This window comes from Myroides gitamensis (genome assembly GCF_029894455.1).
GTDB lineage: Bacteria > Bacteroidota > Bacteroidia > Flavobacteriales > Flavobacteriaceae > Flavobacterium > Flavobacterium odoratum.
The window spans coordinates 2,201,704-2,224,330 of sequence record NZ_JARYHN010000001.1; the positions used below are offsets into that span (position 1 = coordinate 2,201,704).

The 22,627-nt window shown below is 36.8% G+C and carries 13 protein-coding genes and 1 tRNA gene; 7 read left to right on the forward strand and 7 right to left on the reverse strand.

Translation table 11 applies throughout. The features are described from left to right. Positions 1 to 193: 193 nt before the first annotated feature. Together M2306_RS09680 and M2306_RS09685 are read left to right on the forward strand one after the other, a co-directional pair. Positions 194 to 778, forward strand: coding sequence for a Crp/Fnr family transcriptional regulator (locus M2306_RS09680; protein WP_259190577.1), 585 nt, complete (start codon positions 194 to 196; stop codon positions 776 to 778). Between the two features lie 63 nt (positions 779 to 841). Continuing rightward, the gene (locus M2306_RS09685) at positions 842 to 1,279 is read left to right on the forward strand and encodes a carboxymuconolactone decarboxylase family protein (RefSeq protein ID WP_115089650.1); all 438 of its coding nucleotides are present in this window, start codon (positions 842 to 844) and stop codon (positions 1,277 to 1,279) included. Between the two features lie 182 nt (positions 1,280 to 1,461). On the opposite strand, the gene M2306_RS09690 is transcribed toward M2306_RS09685, so the two are convergent. Together M2306_RS09690 and M2306_RS09695 are read right to left on the reverse strand one after the other, a co-directional pair. Beyond that, positions 1,462 to 2,286 carry a hypothetical protein gene (locus M2306_RS09690; protein ID WP_259190576.1) on the reverse strand — a complete coding sequence of 275 codons (825 nt, stop codon included), beginning with the start codon at positions 2,284 to 2,286 and terminating at the stop codon, positions 1,462 to 1,464. A 1-nt stretch (position 2,287) separates the two neighbouring features. Further along, the gene (locus tag M2306_RS09695) at positions 2,288 to 8,362 is read right to left on the reverse strand and encodes a GEVED domain-containing protein (protein WP_259190570.1); all 6,075 of its coding nucleotides are present in this window, start codon (positions 8,360 to 8,362) and stop codon (positions 2,288 to 2,290) included. 460 nt (positions 8,363 to 8,822) lie between these two features. Between M2306_RS09695 and M2306_RS09700 the strand changes: the two genes are divergently transcribed. From M2306_RS09700 to M2306_RS09720, 5 genes are all read left to right on the forward strand, one after another. Next, complete coding sequence (locus tag M2306_RS09700) at positions 8,823 to 9,707, forward strand: helix-turn-helix domain-containing protein (RefSeq protein WP_259190564.1); 885 nt, start codon at positions 8,823 to 8,825, stop codon at positions 9,705 to 9,707. Positions 9,708 to 9,895: 188 nt separating this feature from the next. Beyond that, on the forward strand, positions 9,896 to 10,204 hold the full coding sequence (locus M2306_RS09705; protein ID WP_259190556.1) for a hypothetical protein: 309 nt from the start codon (positions 9,896 to 9,898) through the stop codon (positions 10,202 to 10,204). Positions 10,205 to 10,228: 24 nt separating this feature from the next. Beyond that, positions 10,229 to 10,597: a hypothetical protein gene (locus tag M2306_RS09710; RefSeq protein WP_259190553.1), complete on the forward strand. Its 369-nt coding sequence runs from the start codon at positions 10,229 to 10,231 to the stop codon at positions 10,595 to 10,597. A gap of 375 nt (positions 10,598 to 10,972) precedes the next feature. Beyond that, the gene (locus M2306_RS09715; RefSeq protein ID WP_115089644.1) at positions 10,973 to 11,947 is read left to right on the forward strand and encodes a 3-oxoacyl-ACP synthase III family protein; all 975 of its coding nucleotides are present in this window, start codon (positions 10,973 to 10,975) and stop codon (positions 11,945 to 11,947) included. Positions 11,948 to 12,510: 563 nt separating this feature from the next. After that, the gene (locus M2306_RS09720) at positions 12,511 to 17,397 is read left to right on the forward strand and encodes a PKD domain-containing protein (protein ID WP_259190551.1); all 4,887 of its coding nucleotides are present in this window, start codon (positions 12,511 to 12,513) and stop codon (positions 17,395 to 17,397) included. An 80-nt stretch (positions 17,398 to 17,477) separates the two neighbouring features. On the opposite strand, the gene M2306_RS09725 is transcribed toward M2306_RS09720, so the two are convergent. The 5 genes from M2306_RS09725 to lolA1 all read right to left on the reverse strand — a co-directional run bounded on the left by M2306_RS09725 (position 17,478) and on the right by lolA1 (position 22,617). After that, positions 17,478 to 18,203 (reverse strand): hypothetical protein, encoded by a 726-nt coding sequence (locus M2306_RS09725; protein ID WP_498882838.1) that lies wholly within the window; start codon positions 18,201 to 18,203, stop codon positions 17,478 to 17,480. Between the two features lie 880 nt (positions 18,204 to 19,083). Beyond that, positions 19,084 to 19,168 (reverse strand) — tRNA-Ser (locus M2306_RS09730). Between the two features lie 126 nt (positions 19,169 to 19,294). Next, positions 19,295 to 20,431: a 3,4-dihydroxy-2-butanone-4-phosphate synthase gene (gene ribB / locus M2306_RS09735; protein ID WP_259190549.1), complete on the reverse strand. Its 1,137-nt coding sequence runs from the start codon at positions 20,429 to 20,431 to the stop codon at positions 19,295 to 19,297. Positions 20,432 to 20,454: 23 nt separating this feature from the next. Further along, a complete protein-coding gene (locus M2306_RS09740; protein WP_115089641.1) occupies positions 20,455 to 21,963 on the reverse strand; it encodes an LptF/LptG family permease in 1,509 nt (502 codons plus the stop codon). A gap of 9 nt (positions 21,964 to 21,972) precedes the next feature. After that, positions 21,973 to 22,617, reverse strand: a complete 645-nt coding sequence (lolA1, locus tag M2306_RS09745; RefSeq protein ID WP_259190546.1) for an outer membrane lipoprotein periplasmic chaperone LolA1 — start codon at positions 22,615 to 22,617, stop codon at positions 21,973 to 21,975. Between the last annotated feature and the right edge of the window lie 10 nt (positions 22,618 to 22,627).

A 22,627-nucleotide genomic window follows, 5' to 3' on the forward strand; every position in this document is an offset into this window, starting at 1 on the left:
CAAAAACACAAAAACACTCAGTATTAAATATTTTTTTAACTATAAAATAATAAAAACCCACAAATAGAGATTTAAAAAATTTATTTACTGATTCTCTTCTTTCATTTCTAATACTGAATTATATTTTTCATGTGTATATTAGTAGTATTATCTTTGATTCCTATCACTTTTAATCCATACCAAACGACCTAATATGAAAAATGAGGCTCTTTTTATTGCACATATTGAGCGATTCACCAACCAACTTCAGGCTGATGAAATAGCATCTATCTGCTCATTTTTTACCTTTCAGACGTTGTCTAAAAAAACGACTATTCAAGAAGCTGGTATGCTTTGTGACAGGATGTACTTTGTACTTCAAGGTTGTTTAAGAAGTTATTATATCAAAGAAAACGGTACAGAACAAACGTTAGATTTTGCTATTGAACAATGGTGGTTAACCGATCATCTTGCCTTTGAAAAACAAACAATAAGCGACCTCTACATCCAAACGGTTGAGCCATCGGATATCCTTTGGATTACGCATGCTAATTTTAAAGCCTTAGTGGACGCCCATCCGATGATGGAAAAATACTTCCGAACGCTATTTCAGATTGCCTCTGGTGCGGCTCAACATCGCTTAAAATTCTTATATGAATACAGTCGAGAAGAATTATACTTTCACTTTGAAAAGCAATTTCCTACTTTTGTACAGCGCATTCCTCAATATTTGTTAGCTTCTTACTTGGGGTTTAGCCCTGAATATTTAAGTGAAATTAAAAAGAAGCGTTTTTCTTAAACGGGTTGAAGTTTTTTTACTTGACGAAATTCTACTTTTGAGTTCATTCAAAAACAAGAGAATATGTCAAAGAGAAAACCGATTTACAGCGTAGATCCCAAAGCTTATGATGGGATGCTAAAACTAGAGCAATACCTCGATGAATCACAACTTACCGTTACACACAAAGAACTCATCAAAATACGAGCATCCCAATTAAACGGTTGTGGGTATTGCTTGGATCTACACACCAAAGATGCCTTAGCTTATGGAGAATCTGCAAGGCGTTTACTTGTATTGGCAGGCTGGAGAGAAACTGAACTTTTTACTGTAGAAGAACAGGTAATTCTAGCGTTAACAGAAGCCGTTACTTTCATTCACCAAGGTGGAATCAGCGATGAATTATATCAACAAGCGGAACAATTATTTGGTACAACTTATCTTGCTCAACTGATCATGTGTATGGTCACTATCAACGCCTGGAATCGAATTGGTGTAGCTACTCATTTAAAGGCTAAATAAAGAGCAGTGGACGGTGGATAGTTTGCAGTTGACAATTGACAGCTTTCGGCTATAAAAAAAAGCTTGAGTAAAAACTCAAGCTTTTTTTTTTGCATTTCTGCTAATGTACTCTTTTAAATTGAGGCTAGGTTTAATAAAAACAGCGCTCAACGAGAGATTTATACCATACTTAAAAAACAATCTTATAAACCAAAACTGTATTTTACCTTAATTCCCAAAGTAAACATTCTCAATTTATATCGTTCATTCTCACCAGGTAAGATACTATTAAGTTGTTCTTTTTCCTTGTATGTCAATACGGTTTTGTCTGCTTGACCTGCAGCACCTAAATCACAATCTCCATAGAATCCTAGATAAAGTGCTTGGTTATTAGCCATATCATACTTCACACCTAGTTCACCCATTACAAAAAAACCGCTGTTTAATTTGAGCTTATTTTCTTCTGTTTTATCTCCGAGGTTTCCAAAACCGGCATAGGTTGGATTGTGCAATTCGGCATCCCATTGTTCATAATAGCCACTCGTTTTTACCCCTTCTAAGGTTTGTGTTGATTTTACTTTGGTATAGATTTGATACTTCACTCCACCAGCGGCATAAAGACGTAGTTTTTCATTTCCTAAATTGGGTCCTACATATTGCACTTTAATGGGAATAGCAAAATAATTACCGCGGAGTTCTTCTTTGAATTTCGCTATTGTATAGCGAAATTCAAAGGCAGCTCCTTGCCCATCAATCGAAGGACTTGTTCCTTTATAATTAGAATCTTCTTTCGTTAATTGATACGCTCCTACTTCCAATCCAACACCTAAAGAAAGATTTTGGTGTATTTCTTGCATGTACAAAGCTGAAAAACCAACGGTAGATCCATCGGATAACCCAATAGTGGGTTTTCTTCCTCCTGTTAATCCTCCTAAAACAGAAACTTCAACTTCCTGTCCCATTACTTGGGCTGTATGTAGGCCTAGTACCATACTTATGACCCAGCCCATTATTTTTATTGTCTTCATCTTATTTTTTTACTGCAAATTTGATTGACTCTCTTGTTCCATTTAATTCAAAAATGGCTACATACATTCCTCCTTGTATGTTTTGAGGTAAATAAATCGTTGTCTGTTCTCCTTCCATTGAAAACGTATGAACCAATTGCCCGTTTAAATTGAATACTTGAACAGGAATTCCTCTTAATTGAACACCTGTAACATGTACTTCTAGGGTCGTTTTTTGACCAAGCGTTACTGGATTAGGATACAATTGAATCACAGGTGTTACCACAGTTGTAATTTCCATTGGGCAAACGTGAATTTCTTCTCCTTCTGCTGTTTTAACAATAGCATGATACACTGCATTGCGATCTAATATTGATTTAGGACCCGCAGAATAGACTTGTTCTTCTGAAATTAGATTTCCGTCTTTATACCATTGGAATCCTACCAATTGATAGCCTCCATTGGTCTGTGGATTTTTGTTAATCAATAGCGTATTATTGAATTTTTGTACCGCAATTTGCTCAAAAGCAAATGGTTTTTCCACTATAATAACATACTCTTCTTTTACTTTTCCATTTTGTGAAACAACCGTAACCGTTTGTTTGTAAATTCCTGGTTTAGGTACTGAAATACTAAATGTTGCACTAGGTGTTACTTTTGCTCCTTCATCTACTCCAATTTTTACAGAAACCGCTGTTCTCAAATCTTCACAACTCATCAAGTGGTAAATCTGATTTTGAGGTTTAGTATACTGCTCATCATCAATCCAGATATCGTGAATAGAAGCATCGTTATTTACAATACGCAACACGCGACTTACCGCCAATGCAGGGTGATAATTTGCATTACCTGCTTGCGTAACTGTAATCGTAATTTCTCCTACTTTTTTAAGCGTTACCCAACCTGTTTCACTCACCTCAGCAGCAGGTTGTCCACTAGTATAGGTGTAGGTATAGTGTAAAGGTAAGTTAGACGTTGTTGTAGCTTGAAGTTGGAAATCTTCACTTTCAGCTAAGATTCGCGTTTCTAATTCATCAAAACGAATCTCTTGATTTGCTTTTTCTATCTTTAAAGTAGCTGTTAATTCGCTACTTTGATAGTTATTTCCGCCATTTATTCTCGCTTTTACTTCATAACTTCCCACCTCAATTTTTCCATTATTGCTATGTTCTACTGTTACCCCTTGAGGTAGTGAACCTGAAACAAAAATATATTTAGCTGTTCCGTCATAAGTAAACGTCTGACCTTCAAATTGAATATTTTCAATTGCCGCTTTGGTAATCTTTAAAGTAGCGCGAAGGGTGGTATTTTCATATTCATTTCCTCCTTGAACAACAGCAATAACGGTATAAGTTCCTGCTGCAATCTTATCATTGTTTTGATACGTTACCGTTACGCCTTCCGGTACATTTTGCACCGTTATTTGCTTCGCTGTTCCATCGTAAACAAAAGTTGCATCTTCAAACACAAGATCCGCTAAAGCATGGCGAATTTGTAGGTTGGCTACTAAAGTTTTGTCTTCATAATTTGCTCCACCGTGAAGTTGTGCTGTAACGGTATAGTTTCCTACCTCAACTTGTCCATTTCCTTCATATGTTACGCGAACATCTGCTGGTAGTTCACCTCTAACCTCAATAGATTTAGGTGTTGCATCATACAAGAATGAGCCATTTTCAAATACAATTCCTTCTAGCGTCGCTTTGGTAATAGCCAATGTTCCTGCTTGATACTGAATCTCATAATTTGTCGAGGTATATCCACTTGCCTCAATCGAATAAGTTCCTACATTGATTGCTTCTATTGCCGTTCCATCATAAAGCAACGTTCCCGTTAACGCACTTGGGTTCTCTCCATATACAAATCCTTGGTATGTAACGTCCCAAATAGTATGTGGTGTTCCGTCGTAAGTTTTGGTTTGATCCGTTGCCTGAACAACTAATGATGCTTTGGCTACGCGTAATGTAAAACGCACTTCTTCTGCTGGTAAGTATTCATTATTCCCAGCCTGATTCACGCGAATTTCTGTTTCACCAGCTCCTTTTATTACAATAGTTCCCGCTTCTACTACCGCAACAGCTGAATCTGCAACGGTATAAACAAGTGGTAATTGGCTTGTTGATTCTCCTGTTTGGAAAGGAGCATCACCATATACTTTCGTTACATTTTCTACCGTAATTGTTTGCTCTTTTACTTTAATTGTTTCAAAGCTAATTTTTTGCCACGTAGAACAATCCGCTACCCGTACATATACATCATAAGTTACTTCTGCTGCCAATCCTTCGATAAGCTGTACAGCTGAAGCATTTTCAATGATCGTTCCTTGGCCTTGAACGAATCCTTCTTCTCCATATTCGACATCAAAAACAGTAGCATCAGATAGGATTCGAAGAGTTGCCTTTTCTTCTCCAATCTCCTCTATTTTTAGTACTATTGGAGGACAACGCAAGGCTTCAATATCAATCGTAATCTCAATTTCATCTTGCTTGGTAGTATCTTGAACTGCAGTAGCTCTTACTTTTACAACGCCATTCGCTAAAGCAGAAACGCGTCCATTTTGATCAATAGAAGCAAATGCTTCCCCTTCAACAATAGACCATGTTACCGCTTGATTAGCCTCTGCTGGTAATACGCGTGCAACTAATTGTAAAGTTCCATTTTCAGTCGTAATGGTTGCTGGAACATTATTCGCTGTGGTCACTTCTACCCCTGTTATTGCTACTCGTGGTCCTTGAATATCCAATGTATAATCCTCTACTTGACCCAGGTAATATCCTGTTGGACAAGGTACATTTTCTAAGTGTACCCAAGTGGTTTCTGGATTGTGATACATACTCACAACGCGCATTCTCGTTGCTCCGATTAACGCATCAGCAGGAATTTGAATGGTTCCTGATACCTCACCTCTTTCACCACCAAGATTATTTAAAAACCCAATAGTAAATGCTTCATCTGCTGAAAATTCAAAATCTCGATTGTAATCAATATAAACTTTCACCAACATCATATCCTGTCCGTCATTTTTTCCCTTCACTGTAATAGGATACGTTTCCCCTTTGGCTACCGGTATTACATTCGCTGTAAAATCTTCATATAACGGTTCAACTCTTGTATTACTTCCACTTGTTTGTGTTGTTGTACCAAGAGTAAATTCATAAATAGGTAGACTATATGCAGTATCCGAAATCTCTGGTTGACAGTAATCATCCGGTGTCACAACAGGAGCCATTTTTATACAACGAATAGCAGATCCTTGTTCACGAGGAGCACCTGCTCCCGCGTTCATTGTAATATTACTATAGAATAAATGCTTTGCAAAATCTCGATTAGTTGAAGCTGTTTTACTCCAGTAGTATCCTCGTAATCCTTCGTTATAAACGCCATTTCCTCCTCTAGCACCCGCTACCGTTAAACGCAAATTACTATCAAAAGCCGTTTGGATATCGGTAATACTTTCCGCAGTAATGATTGCCTGCCATTGATCTTGAGTTGGCAACGTCCATCCTTCTCCTAGTGCTTTACAAGGATCACATCCTTCCGTATCTGTTACCTCTTGAGGTGTAGCAGCTCCCCAAGTATCAGTACTTGTTCCTGCTTGCCACCACGATGGATCAGTCAAATAGAATTTACTGTTATTTTGTCCTAATCCACGCGGAGTATTCGGTGAAGGCGCAGTAGTTCCAATAGTAGAGGTGCGTTTTTGATGTCCATCATCCCATCTTCCCCATTGGAATAAATCTCCATAAGCTGAAGCATCTGTTGCTGCTGTCGCCACTTGTTCACTACCTAAATTTTGCTGCAACCAAATGGTTCCATCCACTGCACGAACTGTTGTATACGTTACAGTAGATCCATTATATTGAAATGTCACACAACCTGTATCTCCAGGATTCATTCCTGGTTCTTGATTGGTACAACCTGGTTGTACTGTTCCGTCCGTAATCTGAACAGAATAATCTTCAATTTGACCATATTCTGCATCAGTACAAGCATCAAATTCACCTTCTTCGTATATATACCAATTGTCTTTGATAATACGCATACGTGTATTTCCTACTACTGCATCATCAGGTACACGGATTTCAAACTCCACTTTTACCTGATCTTGTCCAGTAGATGGTGAGAGTAATCCTCGATATAATTCTGTACGAACATCAAATTGCCCATCGTTATTCCAGTCAATAAAAGCGCGAATATCATGTTCAAAATTTCCATTGGTATTCCCTTTAACTGTCAACGTATACGTTTGACCACGTTCTACTTGAGCAACCATCGCCGTAAAATCCTCATAAGCCACCGGAGCTACCGTTGGATTTGGAGTTACATCCGTTTGATTATTTAAATTTGCAAATTGTACTAAAGTAATAGGCTCCACACCATATAATACAGTAACATCACAATAATTTCCTGGATTAGTTGTACCATCCGCTATTTGAACGGAATAATCCTCCACTTGTCCATATTCTGCATCTAAACACGCATCAAATTCTCCTTCTTCATAAATATTCCAATTGTCTTTAATAATACGCATACGTGTTTTTCCTAGTACAGCCGTATCAGGTACTCGGATTTCAATTTCTACTTTAACCTCATCTTGTCCTGTAGAAGGCAATAATGATGCGGTGTAAAATTCCGTTTGCATATCAAATTGTCCATCGTTATTCCAGTCAATAAACACGCGAATATCATTTTCAAAATTCCCATTGGTATTTCCTTTAACTGTCAATGTATAGGTCTGACCGCGTTGCACTTGTGCAATCATAGAAGTAAAATCTTCATAACGTGCTGGAGCTGTCGTTGCATTAGGGTCTACATCCGTTTGATTGTTCAGATTAGCCCATTGCACCAACGTAATAGGTTCTACGCCATACAATACAGAAACATCGCAGTAATCCGAAGGAACTACAGGAGCAAGTGTATTTTCGTATAACATAGTCATTGCTGTTCCATCACTGGTATACCCGATCACAAAGAGATCCATATCTCCATCTTGATCAAAGTCAAACCACTTCGCTCTAGACGTACTCAATCCCCTAATTGCATTAGAGTTTTCTACATCCAAAACAAACGATTGATTCTGTTGGTTGGTATATATATTTGTCTTGATACCCGAAGAAGCAGTACTTCCAAAAGAGAATACATCTAAAAAGCCATCCTTGTTGTAATCTACAAGTGCGCTGGATCCCATAATAATCCCTTCAAACGCATAAGGTGCAGCTGTAAAATTACCTTGTCCATCATTTAAATACAGTACAAGACTATGCGTCATGCTGCCATTCATTCCACCTAATAATACATCCAAATCACCATCGCCCTCAAAATCAGCTACGCTGATAGACGAAAAGTAAACCGGTCCTAATCCTGAATCATGGGGGCTAAAATTTCCATTTCCTTGATTAAGATACAACTGAGTTGCTGGTACATAACTAGTACTAAAACCTGTAATCAAGATATCAGGTAATCCATCTCCATTTGCATCGAAGATTTCAGTCGCACTGAAATAAGTTCCAAGCAGTTCAATATTAGAATCAACAAACTCCCCATCTGCTTGCTGAAAATAAACTTTAGAGCTATATCCTGCATCAGTTTGTCCATTAACCAATAAATCGGCTAATCCATCTCCATTTAAATCTGCAATTTTTATCGATCCATATTGCGCTGGAATAATGGTAGCGATATTCTTTTTAGTAAATGTATTGTCGCCATTGTTGTAGTAAATTTCAAAAACCTTTTCATTGGGAAATCCTTCTTCTTTTCGAAATCCAGTAATAGCAAAATCCATCTTCCCATCCCCATCCAAATCTCCTGTTCCTATAGCGGAATACATGATCTGAGAAAATTGATCACTTAAAGCTGTAAAATGATCTTGTTCATTTACATAGACGAGCGTATTTCCCGATCCATATCCTTCTCCAGTTCCGGAGAATATTAAATCTGGATAAGCGTCTTGGTTCACGTCAAGTACGGTGGCATCTCCGTAGAAAACCCCCGGAAAAGTTTGAGCTGTATGGGCTCGAAAATGCTGTGCATGAGTAGTAAAGCACCCTAGCATACCTCCTAGTAGTAGGAGCAGTGTTTTTTTAACTGTATAGATACACATGTTGTTTGATTATGTAGTGATTTATTTCGTTTTATTCGAAAACGCTTATGCGCTTTGCTATCTTTAATTCATTCCTAAAACAAAACCTAATGGGCATCCCTTGGGTTGATAAAAATAAAATTGATGAGGATTAAACAACGGTCTAAACTCTGATTTAGGGTATAAATGATTCATATCAATAAGTAGTTATAATTTTACCAACAAATCTATTTATATTAAATCTAATTAAAAACAATATGCTGTTATTTACAAATTTTACTATAGAATCGTTATAAAAGCACGTTTAATTATATTAGAATTAGTCTAATTAAAAGTATCGTTGTTTTATTTCGTTAATTTTTAGTCAATACAAAAGAGGTTTTTCGTCATTTAATTGAGTATTTCACCTGTTTTATCCTTCAAAAAAGTAATATATTCGTATCGCACTAGGTTGATTTCACACTTTTCTCCATTCTATTTTATGATGCCTGATAAAATTCACAACTATTCCATTCAAGACATGCTCCAATTACTTGAACATGATTTTCAAGAAAGTGGATTGTATGTTGATTTTAAGCAATACCTATCGGATCATCCACTTCAACACCCGTATCGAACAGCTAATTATACCATAATGCTTATTCTTGAAGGAAATATGACGGTTCAACTTGATTTAACCAAGCATGAACTACAGCAAAATGCATTGGCCATCGTCCCGCCACAAACCGTCATCTACTTTAAAAAATTCAGTCCTGATTTAGTATTTATTACCTTGAGTTTTGACAAGACCTTTGCCATTACGCATACTCAAAATGAAAAAAGCGATTTCAGCTTACTAGCATCCCCCAAGGTTCATCATCTCCTATTGGATGACAGACAGCTGAAAACCTTAGTCAACCTATGTGAACTAGTCGATCAAAAAAACAAACAGAAAAGTAATTTTCAATACTATCTTACCTCCATACAGCATCTATTTGCCTTAATTTTACTTGAACTAAAAGCCATTAGTCAACATCAAAATCCTATTTTACACGAACATATCTCAAGAAAAGAGCAGTTAACCTTGTTGTTTTTAGAAGCTTTACAAACGCATTTTAGAACCGAAAAACAAGTTCGTTTTTACGCTGCTGAACTCTGTGTCTCCGATCGTTATTTAGCCAAAGTAATCAAAGAAGTAACCTCCAAAACGATTGGAGAATTAATTGATCAGGCTATTATAATAGAAGCTCAGCTCTTGCTGACCAATACAACACTCACTATAATGGAAATAGCGGATGAATTACACTTCAACAGTACTTCCTTCTTTGGTAAGTTTTTCAAAAGAAAAGTAGGTTGTTCTCCAGGTCAATACAGAAAGCAATTTTAAATCAAAAGTTAGCGTATCATACCCCACATTTAAAGGAACTCATTATCCTCTTCAATAGAGGGTATGCAAAAAAGGCGTATTTTAGAACAGTTTTGATGACAAATAGTTCTTTTTTACGCTAACTATTTGTCTCAATTTTGCAGTAGAGAAACAGCTCAACGGTGCTTCTCTTCATTTAAAAGCGAATCATGAGTAAACATTATATTACGTGTAAACACTGTCAGACTGAAAATTTGAATACAGATTACTGCACAAACTGCGGTGAGATCATCAATGTTGTATTAGAACGCCAACTAGAGCAACAACGCGTAAAAGAAGAGCGCATTCAAAAAGAAATTCTTCGTGAACCGACAGCCATAGAAAATTTTTTCTTAACGTTGCGCAACCACTCTAATCCTTTTGTACGCGTCCTCTATATCATTGTACACACGGTTTGGCTGGTAGTTGCAACTATCGCAGCGGGTATTGCGTATCTCGTTGGAATGATTGCAGCCTAATGATCGTAATTCAAACTGCTAAAAATGAAAAAAATACTTTTTTTTATAGCCTTAGGTATCGCTATTAGTATCTATTTGCTGCAACAAACGCAGCTACATCTTCCCTTTTGGGTAAATAATTATGTCAATGATTTTCTCTTCTTACCTTTAGTATTAACTAGTTGCTTATTTGTTGTTCGAAAAATTAAGCAAGAGCAAGCCCTTTATCTTTCCTTGCCTTTAATTTTAGGCGTTGCCTTCTTTTACTCCGTTTACTTTGAGTGGTATTTACCCCAACACAATCCTCGTTATACCGGAGATTGGAAGGATTGTCTACTCTATTTTTTTGGTGCTTTTATTTTTTATGTTTTACAATATTACAACTCCACTCCAAGCAAAAGCCCCAAAGAATAAACAAGAATCATTGCTCAAAACCAGACCTACTTTCATAAATAAAAGTGAATCCTAAGACCACTTTATTTATCATTTTAGGCAGCCTGCTTCTTTAAACTAAATCCATTGAGATTTTACACTGATATGATGTCAATAGCACATCATACAGATTACTCTCAATAACACAACCTTCCTCTTGCAGCAGCTAATAACAACCCTTAATTCGTTTAGACCGTACCTTTTTCTATATTGAGTACAGGTGATTTCCGCCTAAAATTCATTTCCCAACACCATAAAAAATAAGTAAATATTAACATAATTAAAATACAAAAAAATAATTTTAATCTTAAATTCGTTCCATACTATTTTTTTATTATCAACAAAACCCCTTATAGTATGAAACTAAAACACATGTATTTTCACCATCCTTCGAAATTAGAAAACAACGAAGCGGTGATACAAAAATTCGAAAACCAGGGTGTTTCTATGAAAAAAATTCAAGAAGCACTCGGTAGAACCAATCGCTACGTGGTTCCAACTGATTCACCTGAAACGTCGCTTTCTTTGGGAATTGACGCTGCTAAAGGTGTTTTAAGAGAGAGTAAAATCTCCATGAATGAAATTGACATTATTGCTTTTGTAACCTGTACACCAGAACATCAAATTCCCAATGATTCTATTTTCATTCACCAAGCCTTACAAGGCAAACCCGACACCATGTGTTATGATATCAATGCCAATTGTATTGGTGCATTGCTCGCTTTAGATCAGGTAGCCCAGTATCTAAACAACAGCAAAACGGCTCAAAAAGCATTGGTTATCTGTGCAGAAAAAATGTCGAGTATTCTTGACCAGGAAAATCCTGTAACTGCTTTTTGTTTTTCCGATTCTGCGTTTGCTTTTATTGTAGAAAAAGATGATACTTCTGCAGGATTAGTGGATGTACATTATCACACGGACAGCAGTTTTTGCAATACTGTATTATTTCCACCTCAAGGGCATTCTTGCTTTTCAACAGGAGAATTAACCATGTGGGATACCTCATTTGATGGCAGCGGTAGTGTGGAATACGCCACCAATAAAATAGAAGATTTTCTTCGCCGAAACAAGTTATCAACAGCTGACATCAGCTTGTTTTTATTCTCTCAATTATCTTTAAAAAATATTGAGATTATCAAAAATCACTTTAATCTACCCGATCACAAAGTACCCTTCTATTCTAAAGAAATCGGATACTCTGGATCATCTAGTCCTCTTGTGGCCTTAGATCAACATCAACAAATCGTCAAACCTTTGAAAGAAGGCGAATATGTTTTGATTTGGACCTTAGGTGCAGGGTATCAAGCTGGACTTATGTTATGGCGATTTTAAACACCACTGTTAGCTTTATTAGAAACAACTAACAGAAAAACCGGTAGCCTAGCTATCGGTTTTTTTTATTCTATTTTCTTGCCCAAAAAAGTCCATCTTTTTTAAAAAAACTTGGAAAAAAGCTCCTACTCTCTCCTTTTTTTAACACCATTTCTCATTACTTATCTCCATTAAAATAGATTGTGAATTTTATTCCAAATCCCCATCAAAATAACATATTTAGCAAAACAAACTACACTTTATTTGATTATTCAATAATTGAATTTTATAATTATTTTTACATTTATTTAATATTATATTTTGTTTTTAGGTATTTTTTATTTTATTTTGTCACACAATTCACAATAAAACTACATTTATCAACCTTGTTTTATTCGTAAAATCAATCTTAATAGATTAAAAGTATAAAACTTAGCCGACCCTTTTTAACACTAATCCCCTAGTGTATTAACAACCCATTTTTTAGCTGAATTACGAAACAATCTATCCCCCTCTATTTTTCCATTTACTAGAATTAAAACTGCAACACCAACAAGTTACAATCAAGTTTAATTATTCACCTTATGAGAAAAACAAAACGATGGCCCCTTTTTAGGGTCTTGGGGTTGCTTATGCTGATTTCCCTGTGGTCTTTTGGAATGAAGGCACAAACGGCAAACCATCCTGTACTTACTTGGGATCAAGAAGTTGGATGTATCAAATACGATGATAGAGGCGAAAGAGACTACTACAACTTCTATGAGCAGGTTCAAGCTGGTTTTTGTTTACGCGTCTGCGAAGGCAGTACCGTCAACTACAGTTTTAGCGCAAACAATGTTGCCCAAGTGCAATGGCAAATCACAGGCGGACAAGTGCAAAGCAGCAGTACTACTGGAGCACAAATCCGATGGGGAAACGCTGGTAATGGCAGTATTACGTTGAATATTACCTATACAGATAATACCGTTGAAGTACTCACTCTTTGTGTTGAAAAAATCATCAGCCCTAAGGCTTACTTTGAAATTGATGGTATAGAACCTCATCAAAGAGATTTTTGTACTTTTTTACCTATTTCCTTTAAAAACTTATCTACTGCGAATGGCGGTTCTGACCTCGTAAACTATCTTTGGGATTTTGGCGATGGTACAACTTCAAGTACATTTGAACCGACGCATACCTATGATCATCCCGGTCATTATACCATCACTTTACAAGTAACAAACAGCTGTAATTGCAGCTCTACTTACAAATGGGAAGTAGAGGTAAAACGCGCGAAAGAATTTAAAATTTCATGTCCTAGTGTAGTATGTGAAGGAAGTTCAGCTACGTATAGTGTCAATGACGGTTGTGGAGGTGATTGGAAAGTCATCGGTGGAAGCATTGTCGCACATCATGGCACATCCATTGAGGTTGTTTGGGATCAAGTAGATCCACAAGATGGATTCGGTTATATCAGCTATCGTTCCAGATGTTATTGTCCTTCTTGGACTACGGTAAAAGTACCGGTAATTCTAAGACACGGAATAATCAAAGGGCCTGATATGATTTGCCAAGGCAGTCAAGCTCGTTTTTCACTTCCACAATGGCCAGCAACAGAATTCGACTGGATGATTGATGGAGCTTCTCATCACCAAATGTTAGTTCGTACGGAGCAACGCAATGAAATTGTTGTAGATGGATTAACACCAGGCACTTATAATCTTCAAGTGATATACCGCAATACATTGATTGATGACGGCCAATGCATGGGCAAATCCGATTTTCAATTTACAGTTGTAGAGCGCCCAGAAATCAGCACAGGAGATGAATTGACCAATTGTCAACATACGCCTATGACCTTCTATAATAACAGCGGTTCCTCAGTCTATTGGCAAGTCCAAGTAGGCGGTTCTATCGTTTATAGCGCTAATGGTCCTTCGATGAGTTACAATTTCCCTACGGCAGGTACCCATGTTGTAACAGCAAGTAACAACGGCTGCCAATCAGATCCAATAACAGTAGAAATCGTACAAACTCCCGTACTTACAGGAACCATATCAGGTCCGAATAAAGTGTGTTTAAACACACCTTATACCTATACCTTAAGTGAAGATGAACCTGGTTTCGTTTACATGTGGAGTGTAACCAATGGACAAATTGTAGGAGACAACACAGGAACGGAGGCCGATGTGATTTTCACTAGTGCCAATGCAGTGGTGCGTGTTGTTAAACAAGCGGTAAAAAACGGCAAGATATGTAGCTCTTTACCTGCTCAATACAACGTCAGCGAAATTGTAATCAATCCCGTTATTCAAAACAACAGTGGTTTGACAACGTTTTGTCCAAGTAGTACAGCTAACTTCACATTAAACTTAGGAGGAATTACTCCTGATCTTATTCAGTGGAGTATTGTGAGCAGTACAGGAGCAACCAATTTCGGAAGTATTATCGAGGGAATTAACAGTTCCAATGTAAAAGTGGGATTCAATGAAATAAGCAGTTCGTCTGCTGGTCTATTGAAAGTAGCTGTTACAAAATGTGGAAGAACCATCGAGAAAACCTATCCCATTCAATTGCTAGTCAAACCAGTAATTACAATTGGAAACATTGATCCAATTTGCAGCAATCAAGGTAATGTGGTTGTACCGATTTCAATAACACCTGCGCTACCATCATCCGCTCAAATTCAAATTCTTATTGATGGTGTAGCACAAGGAACAGTAAACTATACAGGAGGTTCGAGTATTACAATTCCAAATAATTTCACGAACCAGTCCAACAACAATATCGCACGTAGTTTAACGCTACAACTGAGCATCTGTAACTATACCAGTTCAACGTCGAAAAATGTAACCGTATATCCTCAAACGGAACTACACATTTCTCCACAGTATAGCTATGTTGTTTGTCCAACAACGTATACGGGTATCAATATTACCTCAACGGTATCGACTGGAATTACCGCCTCTATGATATTCAAGTGGTACAAAACAACTAGTACAACGCCAATTCCAGGTTTTACAGGCCCTAATCTTACAATTTCAGGCCCTAATCCTGGTGGAACCTACTATTTGGAGGTGATTGATCGCAATGGTTGTTTAGTTAAATCAGACTACATTTATGTAACTGAAAGTTGTGGCGGCGGTACAGGCACAGGGGGATGTACTATTACTCCTGATCCTAATGCCAGTATGTCTGCAACCTGGACAGACTGTGATGAAATCACAGCGGGAATAAATGTAGGCTATGCACCTACATCGATTACGTGGTCAGGTAGTATCCATCTAACCCTAGATCCTAATACCCAAAACACGCCAACTGGTAAATTTAAAACGACTGTTCCGGGTGCACATACCGTAACTGTGCTACTAAACTATTCAGGCTGTATTATCATTAAAACATTCACGGTAAAGAAACACTATCAACCGAAGTTAGCGACAGAAATCACGTGCAATGGTGATGGAACATACAAAGTGACCTTACATAATAATTCACTTACGTATGAAATCGATCCGAATCTACTTCATTTCGGCTACAGTGGTCCAGGTGTTCCTTCATCCGCTTCAGGAAATAGCTATACCTTAAACAGCGTAGCTCCAGGTACACATAATTACACACTCACCATAACCTCTCCGGGTAAACCGTCGTGTAGTATTATGCTTCCTGTAACCTTAGCAACAGAACCAAGTCCTAACTTTACGTTATCACCATTAACGTACTGTTCGGATGATACTATCTCCTTAACGATACCTAATTACAACGCAAGTAACAAGTATGAATGGGTATTTAGTAATACCTCCTTTATTGCTAATGGGGCAACGACCTACATTCAGCTTCCTCCGGGATTGAATCAACCAATTAAGTTGAGAATTACCACACCGTATGGTTGTACATATGAAACAACAACAGCAAACGCACCTAAGGTTACAATTAAAACGGCTACTTTTAGCAGTATCACAATTAATCCGCCGGTAGCGAATTACTGTCAAGGTAATGCTCAACCATTAACGGTATCAGCTAGTCCAATGCCTGCGAATGTTATTTGGATGTTGGGTAATCAACAAGTGGGAAGTGGTACTTCGTTCCTTCCTCCGAAGAGTGGAAGCTACTGGCCTGTGTTGATCGACCAAGATGGTTGTAAAAACAATTCCATGGCAACGAATCCTAAGAATTATCTCCTACGCAAACCACCATACGCTAGTATTAGCGGTAATACATCCGTATGCTATGGAGAAACAACCACATTAACTGGAATAACAATGGACGATACGGCAGAACACCGCTGGTCAGGTCCTTCAATACCTGCTAATTACAGCAACTGGGTAAGTGGAAATACGAATAAAGTTATTACGGTTGGCGGTAATTTATCACCAGGTACCTATACGTATACCTTCTTTACTCGTGCAGCCAATGACACTTCTTGTGCGAATAGCTTCACGATGACCATCGTAGTACACCCACCGGTACCTACACCATCTATTTCATTTCAGGTAGAAAATTGTGATCCTTATGTATTGCGATTAACAGCAAACGGACCATCAACGGGTACTTATACTTGGAGCAATGGTATGTCAGGGCAATCCATTCGCGTTACACATGGAGGAGCTTATAGCGTTACCTACACCGAAACTACAGGATGTAGTGCAACAAGTTATATTCAAGCACCTCATAATCCACAACGCGCAATGTGGGTGGTTCCATCGGGCTGTTATACCGTTTGTCAACCTTCGTATCTCATCGGTCCATTAGGTATGTATGAGCAATACAAATGGGAGGTGAATAATGCTACAACGCAAAGTGGTAGCAATGCTATTCAGCCTCAACAAATTGTAACCACTGGTACTTATCAATTATCAATCCATCAACAAGGATGTACGTACGAAAGCAATAGACCAATGATTCAATTCGACCCTAAGCGATGTCCACAAAATCCATGTCGTTTTAAAGCGAATTTCGAATTGAGTAATACCATCCCAGGTGGTTTTGAATATCATATGTTTATTGACAATCCAACAGGTAGTCCAATTACAGTGAGTTTAAGTAGTTTCTACGGATATGGAACATTCATTCCTGATGTAGTAGTCCTTAACCCAGGATCAAACTCTTTCCCTGTAGAATTCCATGTCAATGGAACCTACTCCCCTGGCGTTCATGATTTCTTTATCATCGGTGGACCTGATTGTGCGAGTATCCTAGAAGTACAATTGAGAGATACGCATTGGAGAATGCTGAATCAACCAGCCTCCATTACGCTAACACCAAATCCGACAACCGATCAAACTACAGTGGTCTATCATTTAGGCACAGCCTATGAACAAGCACAAAGTATTGCGGTTTACGATTTAACCGGTGTACAACACCACAAACAAAACTTAAGTGGAAAAGACGGAGAAATTCCGCTTTCTGTGAAACACCTCCCTAGAGGAACTTATGTAGTTGTTATCGAAGCAGATGGCAAACGCATCGCAACAGAAAAACTAATTAAAAAGTAAACTAACTTTTGAAGTGCTAAGGGTTATCCTTAGCACTTTTTTTATTACTACTTGACTGGTAATTTTAAATTTAGAAGCTATTAAAAACTATAATTTTCTGGAAGTTTAAAACTGTATTTTTTTGCACTTACCCATAAAGGCGGTAAGAATATAGCTTTTCTTCTTTCATCTACTTTGCTTATCTCTTTAATTGCAGAAATTTGTTTTGGCGTGTTTCTATATTTCTCCATATCACCGTCAAATTCTATAGCGTCAGTAAGCGTTCCATAAATTTGAGGATTCCCTAATCTTCGCTCTACATCGTCGATGATAACGGCATATTGGTAAGGAGACAAATTGCCCAATTGGACCATTTTCAATAAAAAGTCTTGATACTCGTCTTTTCTATAGCTTACAGCTTGTGCTGAATGGATTAAACTATTGATAAATAAATCATCGTTCCACGAATCTGTATGTTGTCTACTGATATCTTGACCAGCATGATATAAATTTAAAAACAAATCTTTTGTACTACTCCACAGTATATTTTGTAAATCTATCGCTTTAGATTCCTCCGAATTGTCAGTCGTTAATTTTCTCGCATAGATAATCAAGAATTCATAGGATTTAAAAATAGACACATATTGATCCTTTGTAGGGTCAATATTTTTAAGATAGTCCTTTCTGTATTGCTCATAAATAGAATCCAATGCTGTTGGAACTGTTGGAATTCCAGCATAAGTTTCTTTACTATACTTAAAATATTGATTGTCCTCTTCTATATACGCTGAAATTTCATTTTCTTTTTTATATCCACTAAGAACCAATAATTTCAGTAATTTATTTACTTCATCTTTATTACCTATTTTTCCATTTATCTTGATTGCATCAATAATATCATCTGGAAAAGGAAAAGCAGTTTGAAACGCTTTATCATATTCTTTAGCACGCCTGCCTTTCTTTATTTTGTACTGCTAACCTTTCTGCACCATTAATAGACGTGTAATACGCAATATAATCCATCTGTTGAGCAAATGTAATCGTTGGGAAAACAAATAAAATGAATAGTAAAAAATGACGTTGGGTTGGATAGTATTTTTCATAGGTGTAACTCGTTTTTTGGTTATATCTTTTCTTTAAGTCCGTCCTTTTTCATTGTAGAAAGAAATAGCTTAAAAGTATAGCTCCTGTAGAATAAGACGTGCTTAATCGAAAAAGTTACATCCATTGGAAAGAATATACCTTTTTTATAAAAGGATTATCTATTCAAAACAAGATACATAGGCATAAACCAAATTCTACTTGCATTCGGTATTGTATTTTTTTATTTTCAGAATAAACGTAGGGGTGAATGGCAATTCACCCTAATAACATGAAAATCCATTTCAAAAAGAAGGAGGGATTGCATATCCCCAAACAAGGTAAATTGACACAAAGAAAACCAATCCCTCATTGCATTCGGTCTTGTGTTTTTTTTATTTTCAGAATAAACGTAGGGGTGAATGGCAATTCACCCTAATAACATGAAAATTTATTTCAAAAAGAAGGAGGGATTGCATATCCCCAAACAAGGTAAATTGACACAAAGAAAACAGATAAACTGCGTTTATCCACATTTTTTATTTTCCAAAAAGTACCCTCAAAGCGAGCTTTGGGTACTTTTTGGAAAATAAAAAAACCGACAACTCTCGTTATCGGTTTTCTTTGCGGAGAAAGAGGGATTCGAACCCCCGGACCTGTTACAGTCAACAGTTTTCAAGACTGCCGCAATCGACCACTCTGCCATTTCTCCAGTAGTCTGCTTTACTTCTGTATTGCGAGTGCAAATATAGCGCGTTTTTTTAATTATGCAAAAAAGAAAATTCATTTTTTAAATAAAAAATCGCACTATACTTCCAACTACTTACTATATCGTTAGTTAATACGTAACGTAATCTGTAATTTCTAAACCATACCCAATCATTCCTACACGTTTTTCCGGCTCAGAGTTAGTCATTAAACGAATATTAGTGATTTCTAAATCATGTAAAATTTGAGCTCCAATACCAAAATCCTTTTCATCTCCTGGTAATTTTGGGGTCTCCATATCTAATTTTCCATTCAATTGATCCTTGATAAAGCTCAATCGACGTAACAAACTGATATTTTGTGCATCTTGATTGATAAATAAGATCGCTCCTTTTCCTTCTTCGTTGATTTTATTAAATGCCGCTTCAACACGTACATCTAATTTACCACTTAAAGCATCTAGAATATCATTACTGCCAATCATCGAATTAATGCGCGTTAAAACAGCATCATCTTCCTTCCACTCTCCTCTTGTCAAGGCAATATGGATTTGCTTATTGGTAATTTGTTGATAAGCACGTAATCTAAACTTACCAAAACGAGTTTCGATTTCAAAATCTTCTTTCTTGTCAATTAGGCTATCGTGTTTCATGCGGTAAGCCACCAAAGCTTCAATTGAAATAATTTTCAAGTCCCATTTCTTCGCTACTTCAATCAATTGAGGTAAACGAGCCATCGTTCCGTCTTCATTTAAGATTTCAACTAAAATTCCCGCCGATTTAAACCCAGCTAAACGCGCTAAATCTACAGCTGCTTCTGTATGTCCTGTTCGACGTAGAACCCCTCCCTGTTTTGCAATCAAAGGAAAAATGTGTCCTGGGCGTCCTAAATCTTCTGGTTTTGTTGTATCATCTACCAACGATAAAATAGTCTTCGCACGGTCTTGTACTGAAATTCCCGTTGTACAACCATGACCGATTAAATCGATAGACACGGTAAAAGCCGTTTGATGCAGTACCGTATTATTTTGAACCATTGGTTTTAAATCTAATTCCTTACAACGTTTTTCATTTAATGGCGCACAAATCAAACCACGTCCATGCGTAGCCATGAAATTAATCATCTCTGGTGTTGCCATCTCTGCTGCAGCTATAAAATCTCCTTCATTCTCACGATCTTCATCATCCACGACAATAATTACTTTCCCTGCTCTAATATCTTCTATAGCTTCTTCTATCGTATTTAACTGAATATGATTCGTTGACATAATAAATATATTTTTGTTGTGTGTTATTCTACTGTTTGTTCTTCTTCTTTTACTGGTTGCTTTTTGGTGAATAATCCCTTAAAGAAATCTCCAATTGTTGAAAAGAATCCTAAGAAATTCACTTCCCCATTATCGCGCGTTGCTTTTAGGGTTAAAAAGATTGCTAATGGCGTAAGTACCACCGCACCTGCCCAAGCTCCTATAATAGGTTGTATCCCATCCTCTTGAGCTAATTTCTTACCAAATGTATTCACAAAGTGATACATAATAAAAATAATCACCGCAAATACAATAGGTAATCCCAATCCTCCTTTTCGAATAATTGCTCCCAAAGGTGCTCCAATGAAATACATTAAAAAGCAAGAATAGGCGATGACAAATTTTTCATACAAGGCCAAGTAGTGATCATTTAATTTCTTAATCTGCCCTAATGTTGCAACATCATTTGATTCAGTATTGAATACAATATTATTGGTATAATCAATAGCCGATTGTAAAATCCTTCCTTGCATAGGTTCCGAAAAACTAGCTAAAGCATTTCCTTTTATATCTACTTCTTTCTCTTTAATGGAATCTTTTGCAGCATCTCTATTCTTTGTCGCTTCCTTATTCTTGAAATTATATGGATTATAAATACCATTATAACGAAGCAACATATTTTCCATATTGGAGTTTCTATCACTAACCAAAGTCGTTTCCAATGAATCAATCGTATAGGTTAATTCTTTGATATTCAACATATGGTATGTATTTTTAATCTCTTCCTTTTCAGCGCCATCATCTTGTAAAGCTCCCAAATCTATATTCATGGTATATTTTTCAAAAGCCACCTTGGTAAAAGGTTTCTTGCGCATTTGAGAAGTAGATTTGGGTACTACATCTTCATAATAATTTCCATCAAATAAGTGCAATTGCAAAATATTCGAAGCATTATCTGACGCTAATTCACCATCAACTGAACGAATAACAGCTTTATTATCGTACCCTGATGCTGACTTAATATGCATGGTTACATTTTCTAAATACTGCCCTTTTTCACCCGTTTTCTTATCTACTTTGATGTTAATTGCTCCAACATCATTAAACTGTCCCGCGGCAATTGCCATCGCTGGTTTTGTCTGCAAAATTTCCTTTCGCATATTAATGAAGCGATATTCCGCTTTCGGAATAACATCATTGGCAAACCAAAATGAAATTAAAGCCAATACAGCAATAAAAATAGACAACGGTTGCATCGCCCTTTTCAAGGAAATACCCGATGCTTTCATTGCAGCAAACTCGTAGTGTTCAGCAAAATTCCCAAACGTCATAATCGACGCTAATAAAACCGATAAGGGCAAAACCAACGGAATCATCTTAGGCGAATAAAACAGTAAGAACTGCACAATGATAAAAAAGTCTAAATCCTTTCCAGCCAATTCGGTAATAAACAACCAAATTCCTTGTAAAATAAAGATAAAGTAAAGAATGATAAACACTGTAAACAGTGTCGATACAAAAGAGGTTAGTATATAGCGATCAAGTATTTTCACGAAGAGGAATTAATCTATGTTATTGATGTAATAATTTGAATAATCTGCGCTTGTAAAGGTAAAATGATTTTTCAACATACTTTGGTTAGTTTTAAAAGATTTAACCGTCAAGACTGACTTCGAGCCATTTTTATTGACTTGAATTTTAGTATAGATCTGCTTTGTTGCATGATCAACCCCTACCAATACCTCTTTTATTCCTGATTTCTTATCAAGTGGAATCAATTTAATGTACTGAATTTCTTTGCCTTTTACATTTTGTAGGATATCCCATTGCAAATCATATCCTTCTTTATAGAACGTCAATATTTGCAAAGGCAATGCATTGTCAATCTTTTTAGGATCGTATTTTGAAACAGTTACTTCTTTATCTTCATCACTAATGGTATAGATTTTTTTACCATCAAAAATACGCGTCATATCCATAAAACTCAAGCGATATAAATTCTCTTTTAAATCGATATGCCCATCGGTCTCTTGATTGATATCTCCTGATTTCCCATCAATTTGCGCATAGTGAAAATCAATAGAAATGGTCGTATAGCTTGCTATTTTCTTATTTACTTCATCCAAATAATTTTTAGCGCGTTGGCTACTCTGTCCATACGTTAAGGCTGTACTACAAATCAATAAAAGACATACTATTTTTTTCATGTTTACTCTT

Bases quoted from the DNA above. Each gene is read 5' to 3' on its own strand.
- M2306_RS09695 (WP_259190570.1), bottom strand. From the start codon at position 8,362: ATGTGTATCTATACAGTTAAAAAAACACTGCTCCTACTACTAGGAGGT.
- lolA1 (WP_259190546.1), bottom strand. From the start codon at position 22,617: ATGAAAAAAATAGTATGTCTTTTATTGATTTGTAGTACAGCCTTAACG.
- M2306_RS09680 (WP_259190577.1), top strand. From the start codon at position 194: ATGAAAAATGAGGCTCTTTTTATTGCACATATTGAGCGATTCACCAAC.
- M2306_RS09705 (WP_259190556.1), top strand. From the start codon at position 9,896: ATGAGTAAACATTATATTACGTGTAAACACTGTCAGACTGAAAATTTG.
- M2306_RS09715 (WP_115089644.1), top strand. From the start codon at position 10,973: ATGAAACTAAAACACATGTATTTTCACCATCCTTCGAAATTAGAAAAC.
- M2306_RS09690 (WP_259190576.1), bottom strand. From the start codon at position 2,286: ATGAAGACAATAAAAATAATGGGCTGGGTCATAAGTATGGTACTAGGC.
- M2306_RS09685 (WP_115089650.1), top strand. From the start codon at position 842: ATGTCAAAGAGAAAACCGATTTACAGCGTAGATCCCAAAGCTTATGAT.
- ribB (WP_259190549.1), bottom strand. From the start codon at position 20,431: ATGTCAACGAATCATATTCAGTTAAATACGATAGAAGAAGCTATAGAA.
- M2306_RS09710 (WP_259190553.1), top strand. From the start codon at position 10,229: ATGAAAAAAATACTTTTTTTTATAGCCTTAGGTATCGCTATTAGTATC.
- M2306_RS09720 (WP_259190551.1), top strand. From the start codon at position 12,511: ATGAGAAAAACAAAACGATGGCCCCTTTTTAGGGTCTTGGGGTTGCTT.
- M2306_RS09700 (WP_259190564.1), top strand. From the start codon at position 8,823: ATGATGCCTGATAAAATTCACAACTATTCCATTCAAGACATGCTCCAA.